This is a genomic window from Variovorax humicola (assembly GCF_037889915.1).
Classification (GTDB): Bacteria; Pseudomonadota; Gammaproteobacteria; order Burkholderiales; family Burkholderiaceae_C; genus Variovorax; species Variovorax humicola.
In genome coordinates this window covers 84,179-107,440 of the sequence record NZ_JBBKZV010000024.1, presented here as the reverse complement: position 1 = coordinate 107,440, position 23,262 = coordinate 84,179, and the positions used below count along the sequence as shown (strand labels likewise).

Annotated in this window: 21 protein-coding genes; 10 read left to right on the top strand and 11 right to left on the bottom strand. The window is 67.1% G+C overall.

Annotated features, from left to right (window positions below; translation table 11 throughout):
- The 9 genes from WKW80_RS27330 to flhD form a co-directional block, all read right to left on the bottom strand.
- On the bottom strand, positions 1-1,898 hold a 1,898-nt coding region (locus WKW80_RS27330; RefSeq protein ID WP_340366721.1), incomplete at its 3' end, for a two-partner secretion domain-containing protein.
- A 448-nt stretch (positions 1,899-2,346) separates the two neighbouring features.
- Complete coding sequence (locus tag WKW80_RS27325) at positions 2,347-3,066, bottom strand: RNA polymerase sigma factor FliA (protein WP_340366732.1); 720 nt, start codon at positions 3,064-3,066, stop codon at positions 2,347-2,349.
- A gap of 54 nt (positions 3,067-3,120) precedes the next feature.
- A complete protein-coding gene (flhF, locus tag WKW80_RS27320; protein ID WP_340366720.1) occupies positions 3,121-4,716 on the bottom strand; it encodes a flagellar biosynthesis GTPase FlhF in 1,596 nt (531 codons plus the stop codon).
- Positions 4,713-6,794 (bottom strand): flagellar biosynthesis protein FlhA, encoded by a 2,082-nt coding sequence (gene flhA, locus WKW80_RS27315; protein ID WP_422822974.1) that lies wholly within the window; start codon positions 6,792-6,794, stop codon positions 4,713-4,715. The genes flhF and flhA overlap by 4 nt, the downstream gene beginning before the upstream one ends.
- The gene (locus tag WKW80_RS27310; protein WP_340366719.1) at positions 6,791-7,936 is read right to left on the bottom strand and encodes an EscU/YscU/HrcU family type III secretion system export apparatus switch protein; all 1,146 of its coding nucleotides are present in this window, start codon (positions 7,934-7,936) and stop codon (positions 6,791-6,793) included. The genes flhA and WKW80_RS27310 overlap by 4 nt, the downstream gene beginning before the upstream one ends.
- A gap of 74 nt (positions 7,937-8,010) precedes the next feature.
- A complete protein-coding gene (motB, locus tag WKW80_RS27305; protein ID WP_340366718.1) occupies positions 8,011-8,985 on the bottom strand; it encodes a flagellar motor protein MotB in 975 nt (324 codons plus the stop codon).
- 3 nt (positions 8,986-8,988) lie between these two features.
- Positions 8,989-9,846 (bottom strand): flagellar motor stator protein MotA, encoded by an 858-nt coding sequence (motA, locus tag WKW80_RS27300; RefSeq protein WP_340366717.1) that lies wholly within the window; start codon positions 9,844-9,846, stop codon positions 8,989-8,991.
- Positions 9,847-9,968: 122 nt separating this feature from the next.
- Positions 9,969-10,508 (bottom strand): flagellar transcriptional regulator FlhC, encoded by a 540-nt coding sequence (gene flhC / locus WKW80_RS27295; RefSeq protein ID WP_340366716.1) that lies wholly within the window; start codon positions 10,506-10,508, stop codon positions 9,969-9,971.
- An 18-nt stretch (positions 10,509-10,526) separates the two neighbouring features.
- On the bottom strand, positions 10,527-10,862 hold the full coding sequence (gene flhD, locus WKW80_RS27290) for a flagellar transcriptional regulator FlhD (protein ID WP_340366715.1): 336 nt from the start codon (positions 10,860-10,862) through the stop codon (positions 10,527-10,529).
- A 479-nt stretch (positions 10,863-11,341) separates the two neighbouring features.
- Between flhD and WKW80_RS27285 the strand changes: the two genes are divergently transcribed.
- The 4 genes from WKW80_RS27285 to WKW80_RS27270 all read left to right on the top strand — a co-directional run bounded on the left by WKW80_RS27285 (position 11,342) and on the right by WKW80_RS27270 (position 14,901).
- Positions 11,342-12,553, top strand: coding sequence for a flagellin (locus tag WKW80_RS27285; protein ID WP_340366714.1), 1,212 nt, complete (start codon positions 11,342-11,344; stop codon positions 12,551-12,553).
- A gap of 113 nt (positions 12,554-12,666) precedes the next feature.
- Positions 12,667-14,109 carry a flagellar filament capping protein FliD gene (gene fliD / locus WKW80_RS27280; protein ID WP_340366713.1) on the top strand — a complete coding sequence of 481 codons (1,443 nt, stop codon included), beginning with the start codon at positions 12,667-12,669 and terminating at the stop codon, positions 14,107-14,109.
- Between the two features lie 67 nt (positions 14,110-14,176).
- Positions 14,177-14,581 (top strand): flagellar export chaperone FliS, encoded by a 405-nt coding sequence (fliS, locus tag WKW80_RS27275; protein WP_340366712.1) that lies wholly within the window; start codon positions 14,177-14,179, stop codon positions 14,579-14,581.
- A gap of 20 nt (positions 14,582-14,601) precedes the next feature.
- A complete protein-coding gene (locus WKW80_RS27270; RefSeq protein WP_340366711.1) occupies positions 14,602-14,901 on the top strand; it encodes a flagellar protein FliT in 300 nt (99 codons plus the stop codon).
- A 244-nt stretch (positions 14,902-15,145) separates the two neighbouring features.
- Here WKW80_RS27270 and WKW80_RS27265 read toward each other — a convergent pair whose 3' ends face one another.
- Both WKW80_RS27265 and fliE read right to left on the bottom strand, forming a co-directional pair.
- Positions 15,146-16,066, bottom strand: coding sequence for a hypothetical protein (locus tag WKW80_RS27265; protein WP_340366710.1), 921 nt, complete (start codon positions 16,064-16,066; stop codon positions 15,146-15,148).
- Between the two features lie 124 nt (positions 16,067-16,190).
- Entirely contained in the window at positions 16,191-16,496 is a 306-nt protein-coding gene (fliE, locus tag WKW80_RS27260) for a flagellar hook-basal body complex protein FliE (protein WP_340366709.1), read from the bottom strand.
- Positions 16,497-16,648: 152 nt separating this feature from the next.
- On the opposite strand from fliE, the gene fliF reads away from it, so the two are divergent.
- Genes fliF through WKW80_RS27230 form a run of 6 tightly spaced genes read left to right on the top strand, consistent with a single transcriptional unit; the run spans position 16,649 to position 23,183 of the window.
- Complete coding sequence (gene fliF, locus WKW80_RS27255; RefSeq protein WP_340366708.1) at positions 16,649-18,355, top strand: flagellar basal-body MS-ring/collar protein FliF; 1,707 nt, start codon at positions 16,649-16,651, stop codon at positions 18,353-18,355.
- A gap of 13 nt (positions 18,356-18,368) precedes the next feature.
- Complete coding sequence (gene fliG / locus WKW80_RS27250) at positions 18,369-19,364, top strand: flagellar motor switch protein FliG (RefSeq protein WP_340366707.1); 996 nt, start codon at positions 18,369-18,371, stop codon at positions 19,362-19,364.
- A gap of 8 nt (positions 19,365-19,372) precedes the next feature.
- A complete protein-coding gene (locus WKW80_RS27245; RefSeq protein ID WP_340366706.1) occupies positions 19,373-20,062 on the top strand; it encodes a FliH/SctL family protein in 690 nt (229 codons plus the stop codon).
- A 22-nt stretch (positions 20,063-20,084) separates the two neighbouring features.
- Positions 20,085-21,446, top strand: a complete 1,362-nt coding sequence (gene fliI / locus WKW80_RS27240) for a flagellar protein export ATPase FliI (protein ID WP_340366730.1) — start codon at positions 20,085-20,087, stop codon at positions 21,444-21,446.
- A gap of 16 nt (positions 21,447-21,462) precedes the next feature.
- Complete coding sequence (locus WKW80_RS27235; RefSeq protein ID WP_340366705.1) at positions 21,463-21,921, top strand: flagellar export protein FliJ; 459 nt, start codon at positions 21,463-21,465, stop codon at positions 21,919-21,921.
- A gap of 5 nt (positions 21,922-21,926) precedes the next feature.
- Positions 21,927-23,183, top strand: a complete 1,257-nt coding sequence (locus WKW80_RS27230) for a flagellar hook-length control protein FliK (RefSeq protein WP_340366704.1) — start codon at positions 21,927-21,929, stop codon at positions 23,181-23,183.
- The last annotated feature ends 79 nt before the right edge of the window (positions 23,184-23,262 follow it).

The window sequence follows — 23,262 nt, the reverse complement described above, 5'->3', positions numbered from 1 at the left end:
ACGGCCTGGTTGGCCAGCAGCGTCGCGCCGACGTTGGATATCGCGCCTGCCACGTCGAGCGTCAAGGCGCCCGCTGCGGAGATGGTCCCTCGCTTGTTGCTGGCCGAGCCGTCCACCGTGAGGTTGGCGTCGGCATCGCTGGTCAGCTCGCCGTCCTGGTTGTTGAAGTCGCCCGTGCTCGCGATGTTCAGGCTGCCTGCATGCAGGCTGCCGCCCGAGTTGTCGAAGGTACCGAGGGTTGCGTTGAAGGCGCCGCTGACGTTGAGAGTGCCGCCTGCGTTCTGGAAGCCCGGCTGGCTGAGCGTCATGCTCGCCACGCTCAGTGTTCCGCCGTTGTTGGCGAGGTTCGCGGTCTGCAGCGTGACGGGGCCGCCTGCGTAGACTTTGCCGCCGTTGTCGTTCCATATCGCGCCGGACGCCGTGATCGAGCCCGGTGCGACGGGAACGGCAGCAGCAGCAGTCGTGGTCGACGTGCTTGCCGTGGAAGTGGTGCCACTCGTTGTCGTGCCAGCACCCGTGGACGTGCTGCCGGTTCCTGTTGCGGCAGTGGTGCTGGTTCCGGTGCCGGTGCTGGTGCCGGTGCTGGTCGTTGCCACGGGTACCGGTTCCGCTCCAATCCATCCACCCGCCGTATTGCTGAGCGTGGGCGCACTCAGGCTCAAGGCCGCGGTACTGGTCTGGCGGATCGCGCCGCCATTGCGGTTGTCCACGTTGCCCGCGCTGCTGGAGAGTTCGACACGCGGGCCTTCGAGCGTGCCGCCGACACCGTTGAGGTTGTTGGCGAGGTCGCCCGCGGTGGCGACCTTCAGGCTGGTGGCGCTGGTGATATTGCCCGCGTTGGCAAGGCTTGCGGCCGTGATGCTGGTGTCTGCCGTGGACTGGATCGTCCCGGTGTTCTCCAGCCGGCCCGCCGCGGTGATGACGAACTGGCCGATGCCGGCCAGGCCCACCGGGGCGTTGCTGCCATGCGCCTGAATCGCTCCCGCGTTGCGCACCCCCAGCCCATGTTCGGTCCCGACCAGCCAGATGTGGTTCGAGTACATCCCGCCGAGTTGCGAGACGTCCACCGCATAGGTGGGCGTGGAGCCGGCCCCGGCCACCGGCGTGACCTGGCTGTGGTCGGCCGAGATCTGGTTGGCGCCGGAGACCACCTTCAGGTCCGGCGCCCAGATGCCACCGCCGATGTTGACCGCGCGCGCCAGGATCGCGGCCGAGTCGGTGCGGCTCGCATCCAGGCCCGCGCCGTCGACGGTGACCGAGCCGCCACGAACGACATAGCTGTCCAGTCCACCGAAGGCGTTGACTTGCGGCAGGCCGGTGGTCAGCGTGAGGTTGGAGATGTTGATGAAGCTGCCGCCACTCACGGCAATGCCGCTGGGGTTCGCGACGATCACCTCCGTGCGCGGGCCGGCCACTTCCAGCGCGCCCCGGATCCGGCTCGCGCTCCCGCCGATGACTTCATTGAGGATGATGCGCGCCGAGCCGGTGGCCAGGTTCTGGTTGCCGGCAATCCAGCCGCCGATCTGGCTTTGCACGGAAACGCGGCTGTTGTTCAGGATCAGGCCGGAGGCCGCAACGTTGAAGTCGGCGTACTGGTTGCGCGAGACACCGGCCGCCGAAGGCGGGGTGATGTTTACGGTCGGCACGCCGTTCGGCGCGACCAGCACGATGGGGCGCAGGGTGCCGGGCGACGTCGGGTTCGCCACCACCTGGGCCAGCGCGGGCGACATGAAGAGCGCAGCCGCCAATGCCGCGCTGAACGCACTCGATGCGCTTGTGCCTGATGCAGTGCCTGATGTGGCGCCCGGCGCCTTGCCATCGCTCTTCGCGGTTTCTTGCACCGCCATGCGCAGGCCACGCGCTGCGTTGAAGATGACGCGATGGCAATGCGAATTCATGATTTTCTTGATCCCTGAAGAACCAAGAATCATCGCGAGACCGCGTCGGTCAATTAATAACAATAGTCAAATCAGAATGCAGGAGCGGCAGTTCCGTGACGTAGTGCCACGACCGGAATTGCGGCGTGGATTCGATGCAACGTGAGCGCGATCCGCGCCGGAGCAGAACAGCTACATGCAAAAGCGGCAGTCGGGCCATGAACGCGTATTCGGGCCTTCGCCGCGAAGTGGCGTTTCCGCTGCGCTGCTGCCCTTGGCGACAGCACGTTCACCGACCGCCATGGCCCCTCAAGCCCTCAAGCCCTCAGGCCCTCAAGCCCTCAAGCCCTCAAGCCCTCAAGCCCTCAAGCCCTCAAGCCCTCAAGCGAATCACCGTCCACGCATAACTACCGTTCCCGCTGCAAGCAGGCCGAACCGCACGGCACCGAGCGCTGACCGCAGGCGCAGCTCAGTGACTACGCATCTTCGCCCGCAACCGCGCAATCGACTGGCTGTGCAACTGGCACACCCGCGATTCCGTGATACCCAGCACAGCCGCGATCTCCTTCAGGTTCATATCCTGCTCGTAGTACATGCCCATGATGTAGCGCTCGCGTTCGGGCAGGCCTTCGATGGCGGCGACAAGTGCCTGGCGCAGGCGCTGGTCCTTGAGCACGCTGAGCGGGTCGGCTTCGGTGTCGGCGACGTGGCGATCGAGGAAGCCGTCGTCGTCTTCGCCGTGGCCGGCGCCGATGTCTTCCAGGTACACAAGCTGCGTCCCGCGCACGCGGCTCAACAGCGACTGGTATTCGGCCAGCGGCATGTTGAGTTCGCTGGCGATCTCCGATTCGGCCGGCGAGCGGCCGAGCTGGTGCTCCAGCTTGTGCAGCGCCTTCTCGATCTCCTTCTGGCTCTTGCGCGAGCCACGCGACAGCCAGTCGCCGTCGCGCAGTTCGTCGAGCATGGCGCCGCGGATCCGTTGCGTCGCGAAGGTCTCGAACTGCACGCCCTGGCTCGCCTCATAGCGCGAGAGCGCGTCGGCCAGCCCGATCATGCCGGCCTGGATGAGGTCGTCGAGTTCGACGTTCGCCGGCAGCTTGGCGATCATGTGGTGCGCCAGTCGCTGGACCAGCGGCACGTATTGGCGGATCAGGCCGTCGCGGTCGAGCCGGCCCTGCGGGTTGTACATCTGTGCGGCGGCCGTGGCGGATGGAGGAGCAGCAAGCATGCGCTGGGCGTCCGCTCAGGCCGCTTCGCCGACGGGCGAGAAGTAGCAGGGCAGGTCGGCCGTCCTGGGGTCGAAGGCCGAGCGTTGCGCGGCCTGCATCGACGCGCGCACCAAGCCGCGCGCATTGCCGGCCTGCCAGTCCTCGGGCACGCGCTGGCCGTTGCTGATGCCGCGCACGACGAACTCGTGGCGAATCAGCACGTCGATCACCGGGCCGAGCTTGGCCGCCTCGTCGATCTTCGACACGATGGCCTGGCGCGTGCCGCCGAGCTTGAAGGCGATGGCCATGTCTTCCAGCGTGTCGCCGTGCGCGCCGGCATTGAGCACCAGCACGCGCTTGATGCTCGGTATGTCGAGCAGCTCGAGCATCTCGCGGCGGCGTGGGTCGTGCGGCGCGACGCCGGCGGTGTCGATGATGACAATCTTCTTGCTTGCCAACAGGCCGAGCAGGTCAAGCAGCGCGGCACGGTCGTGCGCCGCATGCGCGACCACGCCGAGGTTGCGGCCGTAGGCGCGCAGTTGTTCGTGCGCGCCGGCGCGCTGCGTGTCGAGCGTGATGAGACCGACGCTTGCAGCGCCATGCAATTGCGCGCCGAAGGTGGCGAGCTTGGCGGCACTCGTGGTCTTGCCGACGCCCGTCGCGCCGACGAGCGCGAACACGCCGCCTTCTTCCGGAATGGTCGGTAGCGCAGGCATGCCGCCGAGGCGGTATTCGAGCGTGCCGAGCAGCCAGCGTACGGCGTTCGCGGGTTCCAGTTCGCCCGGCATGCCTTCGAGCACCGTGCGTGCCAGGCTCGGCGAGTAGCCCGCGCGCACCAGTTTCAGCATCAGGTTCTGCTGGATCGGGTCTTGCTGCGCACGGCCGAGCCAGGCGAGCGTGGTGAAGCGCTCGTCCATCAGCGCCTTCATCGCTTGCAGTTCGGCCAGCACGTGGGCCGTTGCGGGAGCGGCTTCCGAGTGTGCCGGCGCGGGCTCGATGTCGGGTGTACCGGGTTGCTGCCTTGGTTGTGCGGGAGCGGGTGCAGGCACGGGCGCGACTTCGCGCAAATCGACAGCGACCGGCGTCGATGGCTCCGCCGGTACGGGCCGCGGCGCAGACACTGGCGCAGACACTGGCGCAGGCTCGGCCGTTGCGCGCTGCGGCGCCGGCACAGGATCGACCGTTGTGCGCTGCGGCGCCGGCACAGGTTCGACCGCTGCGCGCACGAACACGGGTGCGGTCGTAGACAGCGGCTCCGCCGCTCCGGCCGCTTGCCGCGCAAGCGCCTCATGCTGGCGACGCAGCATGCGCTCGCGCACATAGTCCTGGAACGACAGCGTGCTCATCGCCAACTGCTCGGTGTCGGCTTCCACGGCCGTGTCCAGCGCGGGCGCCGCAACGGCTTGCACCTGCGGGGCGGGGGCGGCGGCCGGCACGGGCGCGGGCCCCTTCGAAACAGCAGCCTGCGGCGCCGCATCGATCAACGCCAGCGCGGCTTCCGTCGCAGCCATCACCTCGACGCCCTCGGCCAATTGCCGGTTCGACAGGATCAGCGTGTCGTCACCAAAGGCCGCGCGTGCCTTGGCCAGTGCCTCGCGGGCGGTCGGTGCGATAAAGCGTTGGATGTTCATGCGGAAGCACCTCGAAGAATCGGGCCAATGCGAATGGTGTGGGTCTCGGGAATCTCGCTGTGCGCCAGCACTTGCAGGCGGGGCGCCACGCGGCGAACCAGGCGTGAGATCGCTCCCCGGATCGCATCGGGCACCAGCAGGCAGGCGGGCACGCCCAGCTCTTCCTGCTTGTTCGCGACTTCAGCGGCGGTGCGCGTGAAGAGCTCGGCCACGCCGGGATCGAGCGCCGGGGCTTGCGCGTTGGCCAGCGCCTGGACGAGCAGGCGCTCGAAGCCAGGCTCGATGGCGATCACGTCGAGTTCCTTCACGGCCCCATAGATCTGTTGCACGATGGCCGGCGCGAGTGCAATGCGCACGCGGCGCGCGAGGTCGTTGGCGTCGGTGGTCTGGCCGGCCTGCTCGGCCAGCGTCTCGATGATGGTGCGGATGTCGCGGATATGGACCGACTCTTCCAGCAGCAGTTGAAGCACCTTCTGGAAGGTGGAGATCGGTACCAGCTTGGGTACGACTTCCTCGATCAGTTTGGGGGCCAGCTTGCTCACGTGTTCAACCAGTTGTTGGGTCTCGGTGCGGCTCAGCAGGCGCGCTGCCTGAACCTGCATCAAGTGTGAGAGATGGGTCGCCATCACGGTGGGCGAATCAACGACGGTAAAACCGGCCATTTGCGCGGCTTCCTTCTGCCGCTCCTCGATCCAGTGCGCGGGCAGGCCGAAGGCGGGGTCGGTGGTCGGCGTGCCGATCAGCGGCGTGGTGATGCCGCCAGGGTTGATTGCCAGGTACATGCCCGGGAACGCCTCGCCCTCGGCCACGATCACACCGCGCAGGGTGACGCGGTAGCCGCTCGGCTTGAGCTCCAGGTTGTCGCGCACGTGCACGGCCGGGGGCAGGAAGCCGACCTCCTGCGCGAACTTGCGGCGCACGCCCTTGATGCGGGTGAGCAGATCGCCGGTGCGGTTCTTGTCGACGAGAGCGATGAGGCGGTAGCCGAGTTCGAGGCCGAGCAGGTCGACAGGTTGCAGGTCGTCCCAGGTGGCTTCGGCATCGGCCGAGGGCGGCGGGGGCGGCGCGGCCTCTGCCGGTGGCGGCCGCCGCGAGATGGTCCATGCGGCATAGCCGAGCACGCTTGCCATGGCAAGGAACACGAGGTTCGGCATGCCGGGAATCACGCCCAGCAAACCCAGCACGCCAGCCGTCAGGCCCAGCACGCGCGGCGAGGTGAAAAGCTGCTGCACGATCTGGTGGCCGACGTCCTTTTCCTTGCCGACGCGGGAAATCACCATGGCCGCCGCAACCGAAATCAGCAGCCCCGGAATCTGCGCTACCAGCGCATCGCCGACTGCCAGCAGCACGTAGGTGTCGGCCGCCTTGCCGACCGGCAAGCCATGCTGCAGCACGCCGATGGTGAAGCCGCCGATCACGCTGATGACGAGGATCAGGATGCCCGCAATCGCGTCGCCGCGCACGAACTTCGAGGCACCGTCCATGGCGCCGAAGAAGTTGGCTTCTTCGGCGACTTCGCCTCGGCGACGGCGTGCTTCCTTCTCGTCGATCACGCCGGCGCTGAGGTCGGCATCCACCGCCATCTGCTTGCCCGGCATCGCATCGAGCGTGAAGCGCGCCGACACCTCGGCAATGCGCTCGGCGCCCTTGGTGACCACGACGAAGTTGATGACCACGAGGATCGCGAACACGATCAGGCCGACCGCGAAGTTGCCGCCGATGAGGAAGTGGCCGAACGATTCGATCACCGCGCCCGCCGCGCCCGGCCCGGTGTGGCCTTGCAGCAGCACGACGCGCGTGGAGGCGACGTTGAGCGACAGGCGCATCAGCGTGGTCAGCAGCAGCACGGAAGGAAACGCCGCGAAGTCCAGCGGCCGCACCATGTACGCCGCGACCATCATCACCATCAACGCCACCGCGATGTTGATGGTGAAGAAGGTGTCGAGCAGCCACGCCGGGATCGGCAGCACCATCAGCGCGAGGATCGCGACGACGAGCAGCGGCGCAGCGGCGCGCTGGAACATCGCGCCCTGTGCGCCGAACCACTGGCGGAGTTGTCGAGGCAATTGCGGGTTCATGCGGGCTTCATCTTGTTGAGCGGATCGAGCTCCGGCGGCACGAAGGGCTCCGGCACGACCAGCGGCATCGGCGCCTCGCCGCGCAGCGCAGCCTCGAAGCGATAGACGTAGGCCAGCACTTGCGCCACCGCGGTATAGAGGCTGGCGGGAATCGGCTGGTCCAGCTCGGCATGCGCGTACAGGGCGCGCGCCAGCATCGGCGACTGCACGACCGGGATCGAATGCTGGTTCGCGATCTCGCGGATCTTCATCGCGAGCAGGTCGGCGCCCTTCGAGATGACTTGCGGTGCGCTCATTTCCTTCTCGTCATAGCGCATCGCGACCGCGAAGTGGGTCGGGTTCATCAGGATGAAGTCGGCGCGCGGCACGGCGGTGATGCTGCTGCGCTGCGCGATCTCGCGTGCGGTCTTGCGCTGCCGGCCCTTGGTGTGCGGGTCGCCGTCGGCTTCCTTGTGCTCCTGCTTGATTTCCTGGTGCGACATGCGCAGCTTGGCGCGGTGGAAATAAGTTTGCAGCGGCACGTCGACGAGGGCAGCCGCCAGCACCACGAGCATCACCAGGCTCAGGCCGGTGACCAGCCAATCGCCCATTGCCGCAAGGCCGGCCGGCGACTGCTGCATCGCCAGTTGCGCAATGGTCCGCAGCGAGCCGGCTGCGAACATGTACCCGACCGTACCGAGCAGCGCCGACATCAGCACCAGCTTCGCGACGTTGACGAGCTGCTGCCTGGACACGAGGTTGCCGATGCCCGACAGCGGATTCAACCGGCCGAGGTCCGGCGTGATCGACTTCAGGCTCGCGACCCAGCCGCCCGTCGCCACCGTGGTTCCGATGGCCGCGAAAAGCACGATGGCCGAGAAGATCGCGCAACCGATCAGACCCAGTTGCGCGTAGGCCGAGAGCCGCGCCAGCATGTCGCCCGGCTGCGCGATGCTGTTCGCGTTGAAGTGAAAGGCTTGCGCCAGCGCGGCGCGCATGCGTTCGAACCCCGCCGGCGCGAGCAGCAGCAATGCAACGCCGCCCGTGCCGAGCACCGCCAGATGCGGCAAGTCCTTGGACCGCGCCGCTTGCCCGTCCCGCCGCGCCTGGTCGAGCTTGCGCTGCGTGGCGGGGAGTTGACGGTCCTGGCTGCTGGATTCCATGGTGGGTTACGAGTGCCCTCCATTGTGCGAATCAGCGGCCCGCGCGATGGGCCGATTAGAGGCTGCAGTGCCCGTCAATTCGCCGCGGCGAGGGCGGCCTGCGTCGATGCGACGGCCTTGTCGTGGTCTCGCGCGGCGACCTGTTCGGCAATGGCCTTCACGGCATCGGGCGCATCCATGCGCCTGGTTCCAAGCAGCCGCGCCTCGGCCTCGTGCGTCAGCACCGTGATGCTGATGCGGCGGTTCACCGGCGACAGCGCGTTGTTCTTGTCGAGCAGGTCGCTCGCCGCGAGGCCCACCACGCGCACCAGCTTGTCGTCGGGCATGCCCGAGGCCACGAGTTCGCGGCGCGAGGCATTCGCGCGGTCGGCCGACAACTCCCAGTTGCCATAGCCGCGGTCGCCGTTGCCATACGGTGCGCCATCGGTGTGGCCGGCCAGGCTCACGCGATTCTCGACGTTGTTGAGCGAGGTGCCGATGGCGCGCAGGATGTCGCGCATATAGGGCTTCACGAGTGCGGCGCCGGTGTCGAACATCGGCCGGTTCTGCGCGTCGACGATCTGGATCTCCAGGCCATCGGGCGTCACCTCCATGCGGATCTGCGAGCGGAACTCCCTGAGGATCGCGTTCTCGCTCAGCAGCCCGTCGATCTTCTCGCGCAGGGCGGCGATGCGGCGCGCGTCCTGCTTCGCCATCTGCGCCTTGCGGTCGTCGTCGTTCATGCGTGCGCGGTCGTTGTTCTGGCCCTCGGAACGGCGCACCTGGCCGTTGGTGCGCGTGAGGTCGGTGCCGCCGCCGGGAATGATGCTGGAACTGTTGCCCGCGCCCGAGCCGCCCGGCATCGCCACCTGCAGCGGCGAGTTGAAGTAGGAGGCAATGCCCTGCAGGTCGCCCTTGGCCGTGGAACCCAGCAGCCACATCAGCAGGAAGAACGCCATCATCGCGGTCACGAAATCGGCATAGGCGATCTTCCAGGCGCCGCCGTGGTGGGCATGCGCCGTCTTCTTCACCCGCTTGATGATGATCGGCTGCAGCTTCTTGGTGGCCATGGCTTACTTCTTCTTCACGTGCGATTCAAGCTCGCTGAAGCTCGGGCGGTCGCTCGAGAACAGCACCTTGCGACCGAACTCGATGGCAGTCGTCGGGTTGTAGCCCTGCATGCTCGCGAGCAGCGTCGTCTTGATGCACTGCAGCTCCTTGGAGCCGTCCTCGGCCTTCTGTTCCAGCAGTCCACCGAAGGGCTCGACGATGCAGTACGCCATCAGGATGCCGAGGAAGGTGCCGACCAGCGCCGAGCCGATCATCGCGCCCAGCACCGCGGGCGGCTGGCCCACGGAACCCATCGTGTTCACCACGCCGAGCACGGCGGCCACGATGCCGAAGGCCGGCAAGCCGCCGGCCAACCGCGCAATGGCTGCCACCGGCGCGTGCTCCTCCTGGTGATGCGTCTCGATCTCGCTGTCCATCAGCGCTTCGATCTCGTGTGCGTTCAGGTTGCCCGACACCATCATGCGCAGGTAGTCGGTGGTGAACTCGACGACGTGGTGGTCCTTGCCGACCGTCGTGTACTTCTGGAAGATGGGCGAGTCGTGCGGGCCTTCGACGTCTTTCTCGATCGACATCAGCCCGTCCTTGCGCGCCTTCTGCAGGATGTCGTAGAGCAGCGCCATCAGTTCCATGTAGCGCGCCTTGGTGTACTTCGAGCCCTTGAAGGCCGTCGGCACCGCGCGCATCGTGGCCTTCAGCACCTTGGGCTGGTTGTTGACGATGAAGGCGCCGATCGCGCCGCCGCCGATCACCATCATCTCGATCGGCAGCGCATGCAGCACCACCGCGATGTTGCCGCCGTGAATGATGTAGCCGCCGAAGATGCAGCCCAGCGCGACGAGGTAACCGATGATGACGAACATGGAGCGTGGTCAGTTCAGGATGTGACCTGATTGGGCCTTGATCGACGCCGCGGCGCTCCAAGGAAAAGGGCCCGTTCAAGGGCCCTTATCGTGTCATTGGCCGGCAGGCCCGTCCGCAGAATTCACTGCAGATGAATGCCACCCGCCGCCGCTCCCTTGCCCGCACGCGCCGGCGGCACGCACAAGCCGCAGATGAAGTGCTTCGCGTTTTCATAGGGCTCGGTGACGAAGTGGCCGCCGCACCGGGAGCACCTGGTCATCGTCAGCATGTTGTTCTCCATGAAGCGCACCAGGCGCCAGGCGCGGGTGATGGACAACTGCGGCTCGATGTCGCACGACGAGATCTGCTCGGTGTAGAGCTGATAGGCCTTGATAAGCACGTCGACCGGTTCGAGGTCGCTCGTCTTCGAAAGATAGGTGTGGATGTTCTGGAACAGCGAGGCATGGATGTTCGGCTGCCAGGTCAGGAACCAGTCGGTCGAAAAGGGGAGCTGGCCCTTGGAGGGCGACTTGCCCGCCACCTCCTTGTAGAGCCGCAGCAGCCGCTCGTACGAGAGTTCGGTTTCGCTTTCGAGCACCTGCAGGCGCGCGCCCAGGCCGATGAGGCTGACGGCGCGGCCGATCTGCTGCGAGTCGCCGAGAACGCTTCTGGAAGTGGCCATGTTCGTTGCCCGCCGTGCTCAGGGTTGGACCGAGTCGGCGTAGCGGCCGGCCATCACGATGCCTGCATGCAACCGCGTGGTGGCGTCGTTCACGGTGCGGCCGTTGACGTTGTGCTGCGTGAGCAGGCTCCACACCATGTCGTCGTCGGCGCGGAAGCGGCACAGCAACATGCTGCCCGATGCGATCTTCATTACCTGTGCCGGCGACAGTCCGTCAATCAGGTCGGCCGATTCTTCGGACAGTCCGAGACGGAACAATGCCTGCGCCTTGTCGGCCCGGATCAGGCTCTGCGCCAGCATCAGGTAGGTGAGGTTGGCTTCGCGTATCTCGGCAAGGATCTGCTCGCTGGTCATGTCGGAGGCTTTCGGAAGGACGAGGGTCCTGGTTGCGTTGAAACCGATTCTGTCGATCCCCATCCAAACTTTAATAGGGAAGAAACTGTAAACGGCGTCTCCCTCGGGACGGTTCTTGTCGTCCTGCTGCCTACACCCAAAGTGTTCGTGAAAACTTCCTGCATACAGATCAGGAACGCGTCCGAACACCAAGGTATTCAGATCACGCAAAGGTCCGGCAAGGCGGCGTTGTTTGACGTCATCACATCGGTTGGCCAATACGTGACTTTGTTGGCGTGCGGTATTGCAACACTTGCTGGTCTGCCGCTGAGCGGATTTCTTGAGGGTGGGCTGCAAAAAATAAAAGACTCAAGCTGCATGCGTTTCGATCCGAAAACCAACCCAACGGGTCTCGAATGTGATCCGCCAGGTGGCCAGTCTCTCTGCTGGCGTGTCATTGGCAGCAATGCCGGATTTATTCAGCTTCAAAGGAGCTCTTCATGGCCTCGACCATCAATACCAACATCAGTTCGCTCACTGCACAACGCAACCTGTCGCAAAGCCAGAATTCATTGGCCACGTCGATGCAGCGCCTGTCGTCTGGCCTGCGCATCAACAGTGCGAAGGACGACGCCGCCGGCCTCGCGATCTCGGAGCGCATGACCTCGCAGATCCGCGGCATGAACCAGGCCGTGCGCAATGCCAACGACGGCATCTCGCTGGCGCAAACGGCTGAAGGCTCGCTCGGCGAAATCGGCAACAACCTGCAGCGCATCCGCGAACTGGCGGTGCAGTCGGCCAACGCCACCAACTCGTCGACCGACCGCACCGCGCTGAACTCGGAAGTGACTCAGCTCGTGTCGGAAATCGACCGCGTGTCGAAGCAGTCGGACTTCAACGGCACCAAGCTGCTGGACGGTTCGTTCAGCAGCCAGCTGTTCCAGGTGGGCGCCAATGCGGGCCAGACCATCGGCATCAACAAGATCGCCAACACGACGGCCGCTGCCCTGGGCGGGGCGGTGTTCGATTCGAACTCGCTGACCGTGGCGGCGCCGGCGGACGGCAACACCGACGTCAAGATATCGGGTTTCACCATCACCGACAGCGCGGGCAAGACGGTCACCTTGGACGACATCACCGTGAAGGCGTCGGGCGTCGATGCGGCCACCACGCAGAAGGCGGCAACGGCGGCACTTGCCAGCGCCATCAACGACAAGCTCGGCGAAACCGGCGTCATGGCCACGGTCGGCACGACGGCCGGTGCGATCACGCTCGACTCCGTGAAGGAAAGCGTGGACTCGACGGGCGCGTTCAAGGGCTTTGCGGTCGCCGTCGGCACCTGGACCGGCGCCACGGCCCCGACCGCGCCGACCACGACGACCGCCGCGCCCGCCGCCAAATTCGCCAAGGACCTCGACATCACCACCGTCAAGGGCGCGCAGCAAGCGCTGGCGCTGGTCGACAAGGCACTGAGCACGGTCAACAGCAGCCGTGCCGACCTGGGTGCGATCCAGAACCGCTTCAGCTCGGTGGTGACCAACCTGACGACCAATTCGGAGAACACCTCGGCGTCGCGCTCGCGCATCCAGGACGCCGACTTCGCGACGGAAACGGCGAACCTCTCGCGCGCGCAGATCCTGCAGCAAGCCGGCACCGCGATGGTGGCGCAAGCCAACCAGTTGCCGCAAACGGTGCTGAGCCTGCTGAAGTAAGCGGCGCGGCGACACCCGTGTGCGAGGGCGGCGGCGCCCCGCACGCACAAGGCGGCTGACGGATTTCCCGTCCGCCGCTTTTTGGCCATTCGGCCGACGAAGGAGCAGACGACATGGCAACGATTTCATCGGCGGGCATCGGCAGCGGTCTCGATGTGGACAGCATCGTCACCAAGCTCATGGACATCGAGAAACAGCCGCTCACCACGCTGCAGACGCAGGCCAGCACGCTGAACAGCAAGATCTCGGCCTTCGGCACGCTCAAGTCGCAGATGTCGACGTTGAACGATGCGGTGGCCAAGCTCGCATTGCCCGCGACATGGAATGCCAGGACCGTGAGTTCGTCCAACAACAGCGCGGTGTCGGTGAGCACCTCGGGCGACAGTTCCACGGCCACGTCTTTCAGCATGGCAGTCTCGCAACTCGCGCGTGCGCAGTCGGTCGCGTCGAATACCGTCCTGGCGGGCAGCGGTTTCGGCGCGGGCACCCTGTTGATCCAACTCGGCAACTGGTCGTCCGGTGCGGCGCCGGCTTTCACGGCCGGCACCGCCCCCGCGGTATCGGTCACGGTGGCGGAGGGCGACAGCATGTCGACCATCGCGAGCAAGATCAACGCGGCCGGTGCCGGCGTCACGGCCACCGTGATGAAGGACCTGTCGGGCGAGCGGCTGCTGATGCGCTCGTCGACGACCGGCGAAGCCGCGGGCTTTCGCGTGCAGGCCACCGACGACACCGCAGCCACGGGGCCAAGCCTGTCGGCATTCGCATTCGACAACCCGGCCGCTGGCGCGGGCATGGCGGCGAACACGATTCAATATGGCCTGAATGCCAAGGCCACCATCAACGGCGTGCCGATCACCTCCGGCAGCAACAAGCTGGCCGATACGGTGCCAGGGTTGTCGATCACGCTGTCGCAGGTGACCACCGCGCCGGTCGAGATCACGGCCAGCGTCGACACCGCCTCGCAGACCGCCGCGGTGAATGCCTTCGTCAAGGCCTACAACAGCATGAACGAGATGCTGAACCAGGCGACCGCCTACAACCCCACGACCAAGACCGGCGCATTGCTGCAGGGCGACGCCACCACCACCGGCCTGCAGACGGCGATGCGCAGCCTGATCGGGGCGATGTCGGGCGGCGGCACCTTGCAACGCCTGTCGGACCTGGGCGTGTCGATCGCGAAGGACGGCGCCGGCGACCTGGCGGTCGACAGCACCAAGCTTGCAGCGGCGCTCGCGGACCCGAAAGCGGTATCGCAGTTCTTCACCGCGCGCGCGAACGATGCCAACGGCAGCACCGGCTTTGCCACGCGGCTGGCCGGCTTCATCGGTTTCGCTATCGGCGCCACCGGCACGCTGGCCACCAAGACCGGTTCCTTGCAAAGCCAGAAGACGGCCAACCGCAAGGACCAGGACAATCTCAACGACCGCCTCACGCTGGTCGAGGCGCGCATGCGCAAGCAGTACACGACGCTCGATACGACGATGAGTTCGCTCAATGCATTGAACGCTTACGTCACGCAGCAGATTGCGCAGTGGAACAAGGCGAAGGCTTGAAGGGTCGGCGCTCCCTGAATTCAAGGATCCTGCTTGAGTTCTCCCGGCAGATGCCGATAACAAATCCATGTACACACCACCCAGCCTCCGCGCCGCCAATGCCTACCGGACCGTCGGCGTCCAGTCCAGCGTCGACGGTGCCGACCCGCATCAGCTGGTCGTCCTGCTGTTCGACGGCCTGCAGCAGGCCCTGCAGGCCGCGCGCGGCGCATTGCAGCGCGGCGACGTTGCGGCAAAGGGCTTGCAGGTGATGCGCGCGCTGCGCTTCCTCGAAGAGGGGCTGAAGGGCGGGCTCGACGACGAGCGAGGCGGCGAGCTGGCTGCGCGGCTGCGTGCGCTGTACGACTACTGCATCGAACGGATCACGCTGGCCAACGTTCGCAATGACGGCGACCTGCTCGCCGAGGTCGCGGCCCTCATCGCCCCCGTGGCCGAAAGCTGGCAGGCCATCGGCCCGCGGCGGCACGGCTGAAGGCAACATCGGAGCTATCGATGGAAGACCGACTGCTTGACTACTACAAGGCGATCGAAGCCGCGAGCCGGCAAATGCTCGAAGCTGCGCGCCGCGAAGACTGGGACGACGTGGTCCGCTGCGAAGGCGCCTGCGCCGTGCTCATCGAGCAATTGCGCTTTCGCTGCCGCACCGCGCAACTGCCGCGCGAAGACCGTGCCGAGAAGGCGCGCATCATGCAGCGCATCCTGCGCAACGATGCGGAGATCCGCGTTCTGGCCGAACCCTGGATGAGCCGGTTTGCGCAGCTCTTCGATGCAAAGCTGCAGTTGATTCATTGAGCGTCCAGTGCAACCGCCCAACTCCGTAGGCGGCAGACACGAAAGGTGCCAAACTCGATCACTGTCCCCTGGAACGCGCCGATCGGCGGAAGGATCCAAATGTCCAAGTGGATGACCGCAATGCTTCTATCCATCCTTGCCGGTTGCGGCACCGTCCCGCCGGGAGGCTACGGGGTCTGCCAGACCAACCCCGGCTCCTTCGATTGCCAGGTCGAGCGCTACCAGAACGCGTTCTGAGGGGCCCTCAGCGGTACCCGGTCTCGTTCGGGTTGTGGATGATCCAGATCAGGTAGCCGCTCGAGAAATCACCCATGCCGCCGCCCGCAAAGACGAGGCGGCCCTGGCCCTTGTAAGTCATCTCGTAGCGGTGCTTGTCGCCGCCGTAGTAGAACGGGATCCAGGCCTTGCCGGTGATGTAGGCGCCCTGGTCGGTGGGTGGGCCGATCAGGTCGGTCACCTGCCGCGTCGGCATGCCGATCTGGAGCCGCGTGAACTTGCTGCCGGCGCCAGGGTTGCCCGTGATCTCGCCCTCGTAGTCGTTGATGCCCTTCACGGTGCGGCCGCTGCCGGCCTCGACCTTGGATGAATCGACGACATTGCCGCGTGCATCCATGCCGGGCTTGCCGGCGCCGACGGTGCCGGCACCGGCGCTGGACGGTGCGGGCGCTGGTGCCGCTGCAGGTGCGGATGCTGCGGCCGCGGTCGTCGCGGCAGCCGAGGCGGCCACGGCGCAACGGTCGAGATCGACGATCCGCTGAACCGGTTTGGCGACATAGCGGTAGTCCCGGATTTTCGTGACCACCTCGCCGCCGGTGAAGCCGCCGCCCATCGAACGGCAGCGGAAGAAGGTCCCATCGCCGTCATTGACCACATAGGCGCCGGCCGGCGCGCCGCGCACGGCTGGCTTCGAAAGGGTCAGCGTCACGGTCTTGCCGACCAGATCCTGCTTGAGGTTCTTGTCGCCGCCGTCGCCCAGCATGCCGCTCAGCTCGTCATAGCCCATGCCCTCGATGGCGGGCTTGGGTGGCGGCGCGGCCGGTGCCGCGGACGCTGCCTGCGAGGCGGTGCCTGAATTCCCGGTTTTCGAGGTGGAAGAGCAACCTGCGGCCAGCAGGGCAACGGCGGCCGCTACGGCCAGCACGGAAAACGGAATCCTCAAGATCATTGTCGAAACTCCATGTGATGAACCCGGTCATTCTCGAACAATGCAATCTCGCGGTCCATCCGCGGCAGCAGTGCGAGGCCATGCAAATCGCCAAGCGCTCCCTCATCGATGGGAGGGAGTTCGCTCACACCTGCATGTTCATGATGTCGGTGTAGGCCTGCACCATCCGGTTGCGCACGTTCAGGGTCGCCTGGAACCCGATCTGCGCCTTCTGCAGCGCGACCATGGTCTGCTCCAGGCTGACATTCGGGTTCTCCAGCTGGACCTCGCGCTGAAGCTGGGTGGCATCGCCTTGCGCCGCGCTCACGGCCTTCAACGCGCCTTGCAGGGCGCCGGCAAAACCCGATTCCTGCGCGGCCCCGGCCCGTACCGGTGTCGTCGCCGGGCGCGATGCGATCGGTACGGTGACGGGGTTGAGGCGCAGGTCCATGGCGTCGATGCTAAGTGCGCGCGTCCCGGCCCATGGCGGGAAATGCACGGGAAAGCCGCGCCTTATCCGGCTTATGCGCGCCCTGTCCGCCTCGAATAATCGTTGCGTGCATCGAGCCGATACCCGGCCCGGTGCCGCACCACCCACCCTCCATGTCCGCCGTCGCCGATATCCCCGCTACCCAGGCCGCTCCCGCGCAGTGGTCGCGCAAGCTCGCAGCCCTGGATCCGCGCCAGCGCTTGCGGCTGGGTGTCGGCGCCGCGCTGCTGATCGCCCTGGCCGTCGTTGCCATCATCATCGGCCGCCAGCCGGACTGGCGCGTGCTGTATGCCAACCTGGCCGACAAGGACGGCGGCGCCGTCATCGCGCAGTTGGCGCAGATGAACGTGCCCTACAAGTATTCAGAAGGTGGCGGCGCCGTGATGGTGCCCGCCGACCGCGTGCATGACCTGCGCCTGCGCCTCGCCTCGCAAGGCTTGCCGAAGGGCTCCGTGACCGGCTTCGAGCTGATGGAGAACAACCGCTTCGGCATGACGCAGTTCCAGGAGAAGCTCAACTTCCAGCGCGGTCTTGAAGGCGAGCTCACGCGATCCATCCAGGCCCTCGACTCGGTGCAGGCTGCACGCGTGCACCTCGCGTTGCCCAACCAGAGCGGGTTCTTCCGCGAGCAGCAGAAGCCGACCGCGTCGGTGCTGTTGACCCTGCACCCTGGCCGCGTGCTGGAGCGCAACCAGATCGCCGGCATCGTGCACCTCGTGGCCTCCAGCGTGCCCGAACTGAGCCCGGGTTCGGTGAGCGTGCTGGACGACACCGGCAAGCTCCTTTCGTCGTCCGGCAACGAGCCCGGCGGCAGTGCCGATGCACAGCAATTGCAGTACGTGCAGCAGATCGAACAGCAATACCAGCGCCGCATCCTCGACATGCTGGAGCCGATCGTCGGACGGCAGAACGTCAAGGCGCAAGTCACGGCCGACGTCGACTTCTCGCAGACCGAAGCCACGTCGGAAGAACATCGCCCGAACCTCGCGCCCGAGGCCAGCGCCGTGCGCAGCCAGCAGACAGTTGAAAGCACCGGCGCCGCGGCAGCGACACCATCGGGCGTGCCGGGCGCCACGTCGAACCAGCCGCCCGGCCCGTCGTCGGCGCCGATCAACGGTGCCGCGGCGCCGCTCTCGCCGTCGGCCACTGCGCCGAACACTGGCGCCGCATCGCGCCCGCCCGGCAAGCGCGAATCGACGATCAACTACGAGGTCGACAAGACCGTGAAGACCGTGCGCGGCGCCACCGGCCAGATCCGGCGCCTGAGCGCGGCCGTGGTCATCAACTACCAGAGCATTGCCGACGCACAGGGCAAGGCCGGCCCCGCCGCGCCGCTGTCGGCGCAGCAGATCGAGCAGATGACGGCACTCGTGCGCGAGTCGATCGGCTTCAGCAAGGACCGCGGCGACTCGGTCAACCTCATGAACGCGCAGTTCCTCAGAGAGCGCGATGAAGTGGCGGAGGTGCCGATCTGGAAGAGCCCGCAGACCATCGACCTGGCGCGCAGCCTGGCATGGCCGGTGGGCCTCGTGCTGATCGGCGCGATCGTGCTGCTCGGCCTGGTGCGCCCGGGCCTGAAGACACTGGCAACGGTGGAGCCGCCGCTGCAACTGCCCGGCGCGCAAATCGACACCACGCTCGCCGAAACGCTGCAACGCCCGGCGCTTGCGTCGCCGGTGGCCGAAGCCATCCCGGCCTCGGCGCCCGAACAGGCGCGACTCGAAGGCGCGCGGCAGATGGCGCGGCAGAACCCGGTGGCCGTCGCCAACATCGTGAAGACCTGGGTCAACGGCGACGACGCCGCGGCCGCGGCCTCCTGAAGCCGAACGCACCATGGACGAGCAAGGCCTCCACGACGCAGCCATCCTGCTGATGTCGCTCGGCGAGCAGGAGGCCGGCGAGGTGCTGCGCCATCTCTCGCCGCGCGAGGTGCAGAAGATCGGCGAGACCATCTCGAAGACGCGCGCCGTGTCGCGCGAACGGCTGGGCGCGGTGGCCGACCGTTTCGTCGACGCCACAGCCGGCCAGAGCCTGTTCGCTGCCGACACCAGCGAGTACGTGCGCGCCGTGATGAAGCACGCGCTCGGCGAAGAAAAAGCCTCGATCCTCATCGACCGCATCTTGAATACCGGCGACCTGAGCGGCATCGAGAACCTCAAGTGGATGGATGCGGCCTCGGTGGCCGAGCTGTTGAAGGTCGAGCATCCGCAGATCGTCGCCGCCATCCTCGTGCACCTGGAGCCCGAGCAAGCCTCGGCCATCCTCGTGAAGCTGCCCGAGGAACAGCGCGCCGAAATCCTGCTGCGGGTGGCCACGCTCGAAGGCATCCAGCCAGCGGCGCTCGAAGACCTCAACGAAGTGATGTTCCGCGTGCTGGCCGGCGGCGCCAAGGTGAGGAAGCCTTCGCTCGGCGGTGCGCGCACGGCGGCCGGAATGATCAACCTGCTGGGCGCGGGCGTCGACACGCAGGTCATCGAAGCCATCCGCGGCCACGACCCCGACCTGGCCTCGCAGATCGCCGACCTCATGTTCGTGTTCGACGACGTGATGAAGCTCGACGACAAGTCGATCCAGTTGCTGCTGAAGGAGGTCGCCTCGGAAACGCTCATCGTTGCGCTCAAGGGCGCCGCGCCGCCGTTGCGCAACAAGTTCCTGTCGAACATGTCGTCGCGCGCCGCCGAAGCGCTGCGCGAAGACCTGGAAGCGCGCGGGCCGATGCGCCTGTCGGAAGTCGAGGCGCAGCAAAAGGAAATCCTGCGTTCGCTGCGGCGCCTCGCGGACGAAGGCCAGGTGATGCTCGGCGGTGGCGGCGACGGCGGCATGGTCTGACACGAACGATGCGCCCCACCACACGCATCATCGCGAGCGAAGACATCGCGCACGTCGCGCGCTGGCAGTTCGGAACCGTCGGGCCGGACACGGGCGAGCCCGAATGCGGCATCTCCGACCCGCAGGCATTGCGCGAGGCGCATGCGCAAGGCCACGGGGAAGGCTTCGCGGCCGGGCGCGCGCAGGCGCTGGCCGAGGCCGAGGCGCAATTTGCGCAGTACCGCGCCAACGAAGGACAGGAGGCCGCGCGCCGCCTCGCCGCCCTGTTGCAATCGGCCGAAGCCGGCTTGGCCGACGCGCAGCAATCCATCGCGCGCGGCACGCTGGAGATTGCCTGCGCGCTCGCACGCCAGGTGATTCGCCACGAACTCGCGACCGACCCCAGGGCGCTCGAGCCCGTGGTGCACGAGGCCGTCGCACTGCTGATCGCCGATGGCCGCAGCGCCACCGTGCGCCTGTCGCCCCTCGACTTCGATGTGCTCGGCGAAGCGTTGCGCGATCAGTTCGGCGGCCAGTTCGGCGGCCAGTACGGCGGCCAGTCGGTGAACGTGCTGCCCGATGCGGCCGTCAAGCCAGGCGATTGCTTCGTCGACGCAGCGGGCGCCGTGGTCGATGGCAGCGTCGCCATGCGCTGGTCGCGCGCGGTGGCCAGCCTCGGCCTCGCGATGCCATGGGAAGAACGTCCAGATGCCGCCTGAACAACAGGTCTGGCAACGCTTCATGGACGACGCGCATGCGCGCGCCTGCCACGATCCCGGGCTTGCATTGCGCGGTACCTTGACGCGCCTGACCGGGCTGGTGCTCGAAGCCGCGGGCCTGCGCGTGCCGGTCGGCTCGCAGTGCCTCGTGCGCATGGGCGAGCAGGCGCCGGTGCTGGCCGAGGTGGTCGGCTTCTCGGACCAGCGCGCGTTTCTCATGCCGGCCGGCGACGTGCATGGCCTGTCGAGCGGCGCCAGCGTCATGCCTGCGCCGCCCTACGTGCCGGTGCCGCGTCTGGGCGAGCCCGAACGGAATGTGACGGCGCGCGTCGGCGTGCTGCGCCTGCCGCTTGGCACGGGCTTGCTCGGCCGCGTGGTCGACCCGCAAGGCGCGCCGCTCGACCATCAAGGCCCGCTCGCCGACGTGACGGCCGAACCGCTCGACCGGCAACCCATCAACGCCATGGACCGCGCCCCCGTGCGCGAACCGCTCGACACCGGTGTGCGTGCCATCAACGCACTGCTCACCGTGGGCCGCGGCCAGCGTATCGGCCTCTTCGCGGGTTCGGGGGTCGGCAAGAGCGTGCTGCTCGGCATGATGGCGCGCTACACCGCGGCCGACGTGATCGTGGTCGGCCTCATCGGCGAGCGCGGCCGCGAGGTCAAGGAATTCGTCGAGGACATCCTCGGCGCCGAAGGCCGTGCACGCTCGGTCGTCGTGGCCGCGCCGGCCGATGCGCCACCGCTGCTGCGCATGCAGGGCGCAGCCTATGCAACGGCCGTGGCCGAATACTTCCGGGACCGCGGACAGCATGTGCTGCTGCTCATGGATTCGCTCACGCGCTACGCGATGGCGCAGCGCGAGATCGCACTCGCGATCGGCGAGCCGCCGGCCACCAAGGGCTATCCGCCATCGTGCTTTGCGAAGTTGCCGCAGCTCGTCGAGCGCAGCGGAAACGGGCTCAACGGCAATGGCTCCATCACGGCGTTCTACACCGTACTGTCCGAAGGCGACGACCAGCAGGACCCGATTGCCGACGCTGCCCGCGCGATCCTGGACGGCCACATCGTGCTGTCGCGCGGGCTCGCGGAGGAGGCGCACTTTCCGGCGATCGACGTCGAGCAATCGGCCTCGCGCGTGATGCACAACGTCGTGTCGCGCGAGCACACCGAATGCGCGCGGCGCTTTCGCGCGACCTATTCCCGCTATCGCCAGAGCCGCGACCTGGTGCGCCTCGGCGCCTACGCGCCGGGCAGCGACCCGGTGCTCGACGAGGCGATCCGCTTGCAGCCCGCGATGACGGCCTTCCTGCAGCAAGACATGCACCAGGCCGCGTCACTCGACGCGAGCATCGGCGCAATGGCCCACACCATCGGCTTCTGAAAGGCAACACCCGTCCATGTCGAACCCGAGCGCCTTGCAAACCGCGGTGCAACTCGCCACGCGCGACCGCGACGCCGCAGCCCAACGACTCGCGCTCGCGCGGCAAGGCTGGATCGCCGCGCAGGTGCAGCTCGACCAGCTCGAAAGCTACGCACAGGAAACGCAGTCGCGCTGGCGCACGCAATCGACCCGCACCTCGCCGGAGATCATGGCGCACCACTACCAGTTCATGGAACGGCTGACGCATGCCACGCAACTGCAATCCGGCGTGGTTGCTCAGCAGGCCGCAACGGTCAAGCTGATGGCCGACCGGTTGCGTGCGGCCGAAACCCGGCGCGAAAGCCTGAGGCAGTTGCACGCGACGCGCGAAAGCGAGCAGCGAAGGGCGCTGGACCGGCGCGAGCAGAAGGCCTCGGACGAGCGGGCCGCGTTGCAATACCGCCGGCTTGCCGGTGGCTTGATGGGAGGTGGGTGATGGCGATGGAAGTTTCACGCGGCGCGCAGCCGCAGGCGCCCCCGGCCACATCCGCGACGTTGGCGCGCGGCAAGCCTGCGCCGGCCGACGCCGCCGGAAGTTTCGGTGCCGTCTTCGCGTCGGTGGAGGATACGTCTGCGGCCGATGCGCGGGCAGCCGCGGATGGCGCCGCCGCACCTGCGGACGGCGCTGCGCGGCCCCCGGGCAAGAAGGCGCTGCGCGACACAGACGCTGCCGCCGTCGCGGAAGCCCCGAACACGGCCTCACCTCCTGCGCCTGTCGATCCATCGGCGTTGCTGCTGGCCCAGGGCGCTCTGGCAGGTGCTGCCGCAACGGTGCCTGCTGCCGCGCCCGAACCGACCGCCGTGAACGTGAAGGCCACAGCGGGTTCGAAGGCAGTGGCCGGCGTCGGGACGGCGCCGCGCGAAACCGCGGCGGCAAGCTTGGTCGCGGCCTTCAATGCGAACGTCGGCTCGTCGACCCAGGCCGGCCCTTCAAAGCCTGCGCTGGCGCATGATGCGGCGGCCTTGTCGGCCGAGCCCGCCGCCCCGGCCGCAACGCCTTCCAGCGCCATGACTGCGGCCACTGCCGCTGCGCAAGCCGATGCCAAGGCGTCTGCACAGGCGGCCGCGACAACGAAAGCCACTGTCGATGGCGCTGCTGCCACCGCAATGCCCGCGATCGTCTCGGAGGTCGCGAGCGAAACCCCTGCAACCTGGCGCCGTATCGAGCGCGCCAACGACTCTTCCGCGGTGCACACCGGCCAAGCCTCCGGCATCGACGCCACGACCGCGACACAGCCCCTCGTCGCGCCGCCCGACGCTGCCGGCGCCACCGCCCATGGCGCAGGCGCCGGCATGATGGAGCGCATGGTCGAGCAAGTCAGCTGGTGGATGGCGCAAGGCCATCAGGGCGCCGAGCTGAAGGTCGAATTGCCAGGCGGTGCGCCCGTCTCGGTCAGCGTGCAGGTCCAAGGCAACGAGGCGCAAGTCGCCTTCCGCAGCGATCACCCCGCGGCACGCCAATGGCTCGGCGACGCGATGCCGCAACTCAGGCAGATGCTGGGCAACGAGGGCCTGATGCTCTCGGGCGCGTCGGTTGGAGGATCGGATGCCGGCGCGCCTCAGGACAACGCGCCCGACGCAAGACGGACGTCCCACGCGACCACCGGCATCGGCGGCGCAGCGACTGTCGAAGCGGCGACCCGTGCAGCAGTGCGACCGGGCGTGGCGGTGCAACGCGCACTGGACCTTTACGTGTAGCCAGCGGCTGCGTCGATCGCAAGAGGGTGTCGACCCGTAGCCGATTGTCGCGCCGGGAAAAGGCGCATGCGCAAGCCCC

What these genes read in the sequence shown, in the direction of transcription:
- WKW80_RS27325 (WP_340366732.1), bottom strand. Translation starts at nt 3,066, where the DNA reads ATGTACAACCCGCAGGGCCGGCTCGACCGCGACGGCCTGATCCGCCAA.
- flhF (WP_340366720.1), bottom strand. Translation starts at nt 4,716, where the DNA reads ATGAACATCCAACGCTTTATCGCACCGACCGCCCGCGAGGCACTGGCC.
- flhA (WP_422822974.1), bottom strand. Translation starts at nt 6,794, where the DNA reads ATGAACCCGCAATTGCCTCGACAACTCCGCCAGTGGTTCGGCGCACAG.
- WKW80_RS27310 (WP_340366719.1), bottom strand. Translation starts at nt 7,936, where the DNA reads ATGGAATCCAGCAGCCAGGACCGTCAACTCCCCGCCACGCAGCGCAAG.
- motB (WP_340366718.1), bottom strand. Translation starts at nt 8,985, where the DNA reads ATGGCCACCAAGAAGCTGCAGCCGATCATCATCAAGCGGGTGAAGAAG.
- motA (WP_340366717.1), bottom strand. Translation starts at nt 9,846, where the DNA reads ATGTTCGTCATCATCGGTTACCTCGTCGCGCTGGGCTGCATCTTCGGC.
- flhC (WP_340366716.1), bottom strand. Translation starts at nt 10,508, where the DNA reads ATGGCCACTTCCAGAAGCGTTCTCGGCGACTCGCAGCAGATCGGCCGC.
- flhD (WP_340366715.1), bottom strand. Translation starts at nt 10,862, where the DNA reads ATGACCAGCGAGCAGATCCTTGCCGAGATACGCGAAGCCAACCTCACC.
- WKW80_RS27285 (WP_340366714.1), top strand. Translation starts at nt 11,342, where the DNA reads ATGGCCTCGACCATCAATACCAACATCAGTTCGCTCACTGCACAACGC.
- fliD (WP_340366713.1), top strand. Translation starts at nt 12,667, where the DNA reads ATGGCAACGATTTCATCGGCGGGCATCGGCAGCGGTCTCGATGTGGAC.
- fliS (WP_340366712.1), top strand. Translation starts at nt 14,177, where the DNA reads ATGTACACACCACCCAGCCTCCGCGCCGCCAATGCCTACCGGACCGTC.
- WKW80_RS27270 (WP_340366711.1), top strand. Translation starts at nt 14,602, where the DNA reads ATGGAAGACCGACTGCTTGACTACTACAAGGCGATCGAAGCCGCGAGC.
- WKW80_RS27265 (WP_340366710.1), bottom strand. Translation starts at nt 16,066, where the DNA reads ATGATCTTGAGGATTCCGTTTTCCGTGCTGGCCGTAGCGGCCGCCGTT.
- fliE (WP_340366709.1), bottom strand. Translation starts at nt 16,496, where the DNA reads ATGGACCTGCGCCTCAACCCCGTCACCGTACCGATCGCATCGCGCCCG.
- fliF (WP_340366708.1), top strand. Translation starts at nt 16,649, where the DNA reads ATGTCCGCCGTCGCCGATATCCCCGCTACCCAGGCCGCTCCCGCGCAG.
- fliG (WP_340366707.1), top strand. Translation starts at nt 18,369, where the DNA reads ATGGACGAGCAAGGCCTCCACGACGCAGCCATCCTGCTGATGTCGCTC.
- WKW80_RS27245 (WP_340366706.1), top strand. Translation starts at nt 19,373, where the DNA reads ATGCGCCCCACCACACGCATCATCGCGAGCGAAGACATCGCGCACGTC.
- fliI (WP_340366730.1), top strand. Translation starts at nt 20,085, where the DNA reads ATGGACGACGCGCATGCGCGCGCCTGCCACGATCCCGGGCTTGCATTG.
- WKW80_RS27235 (WP_340366705.1), top strand. Translation starts at nt 21,463, where the DNA reads ATGTCGAACCCGAGCGCCTTGCAAACCGCGGTGCAACTCGCCACGCGC.
- WKW80_RS27230 (WP_340366704.1), top strand. Translation starts at nt 21,927, where the DNA reads ATGGAAGTTTCACGCGGCGCGCAGCCGCAGGCGCCCCCGGCCACATCC.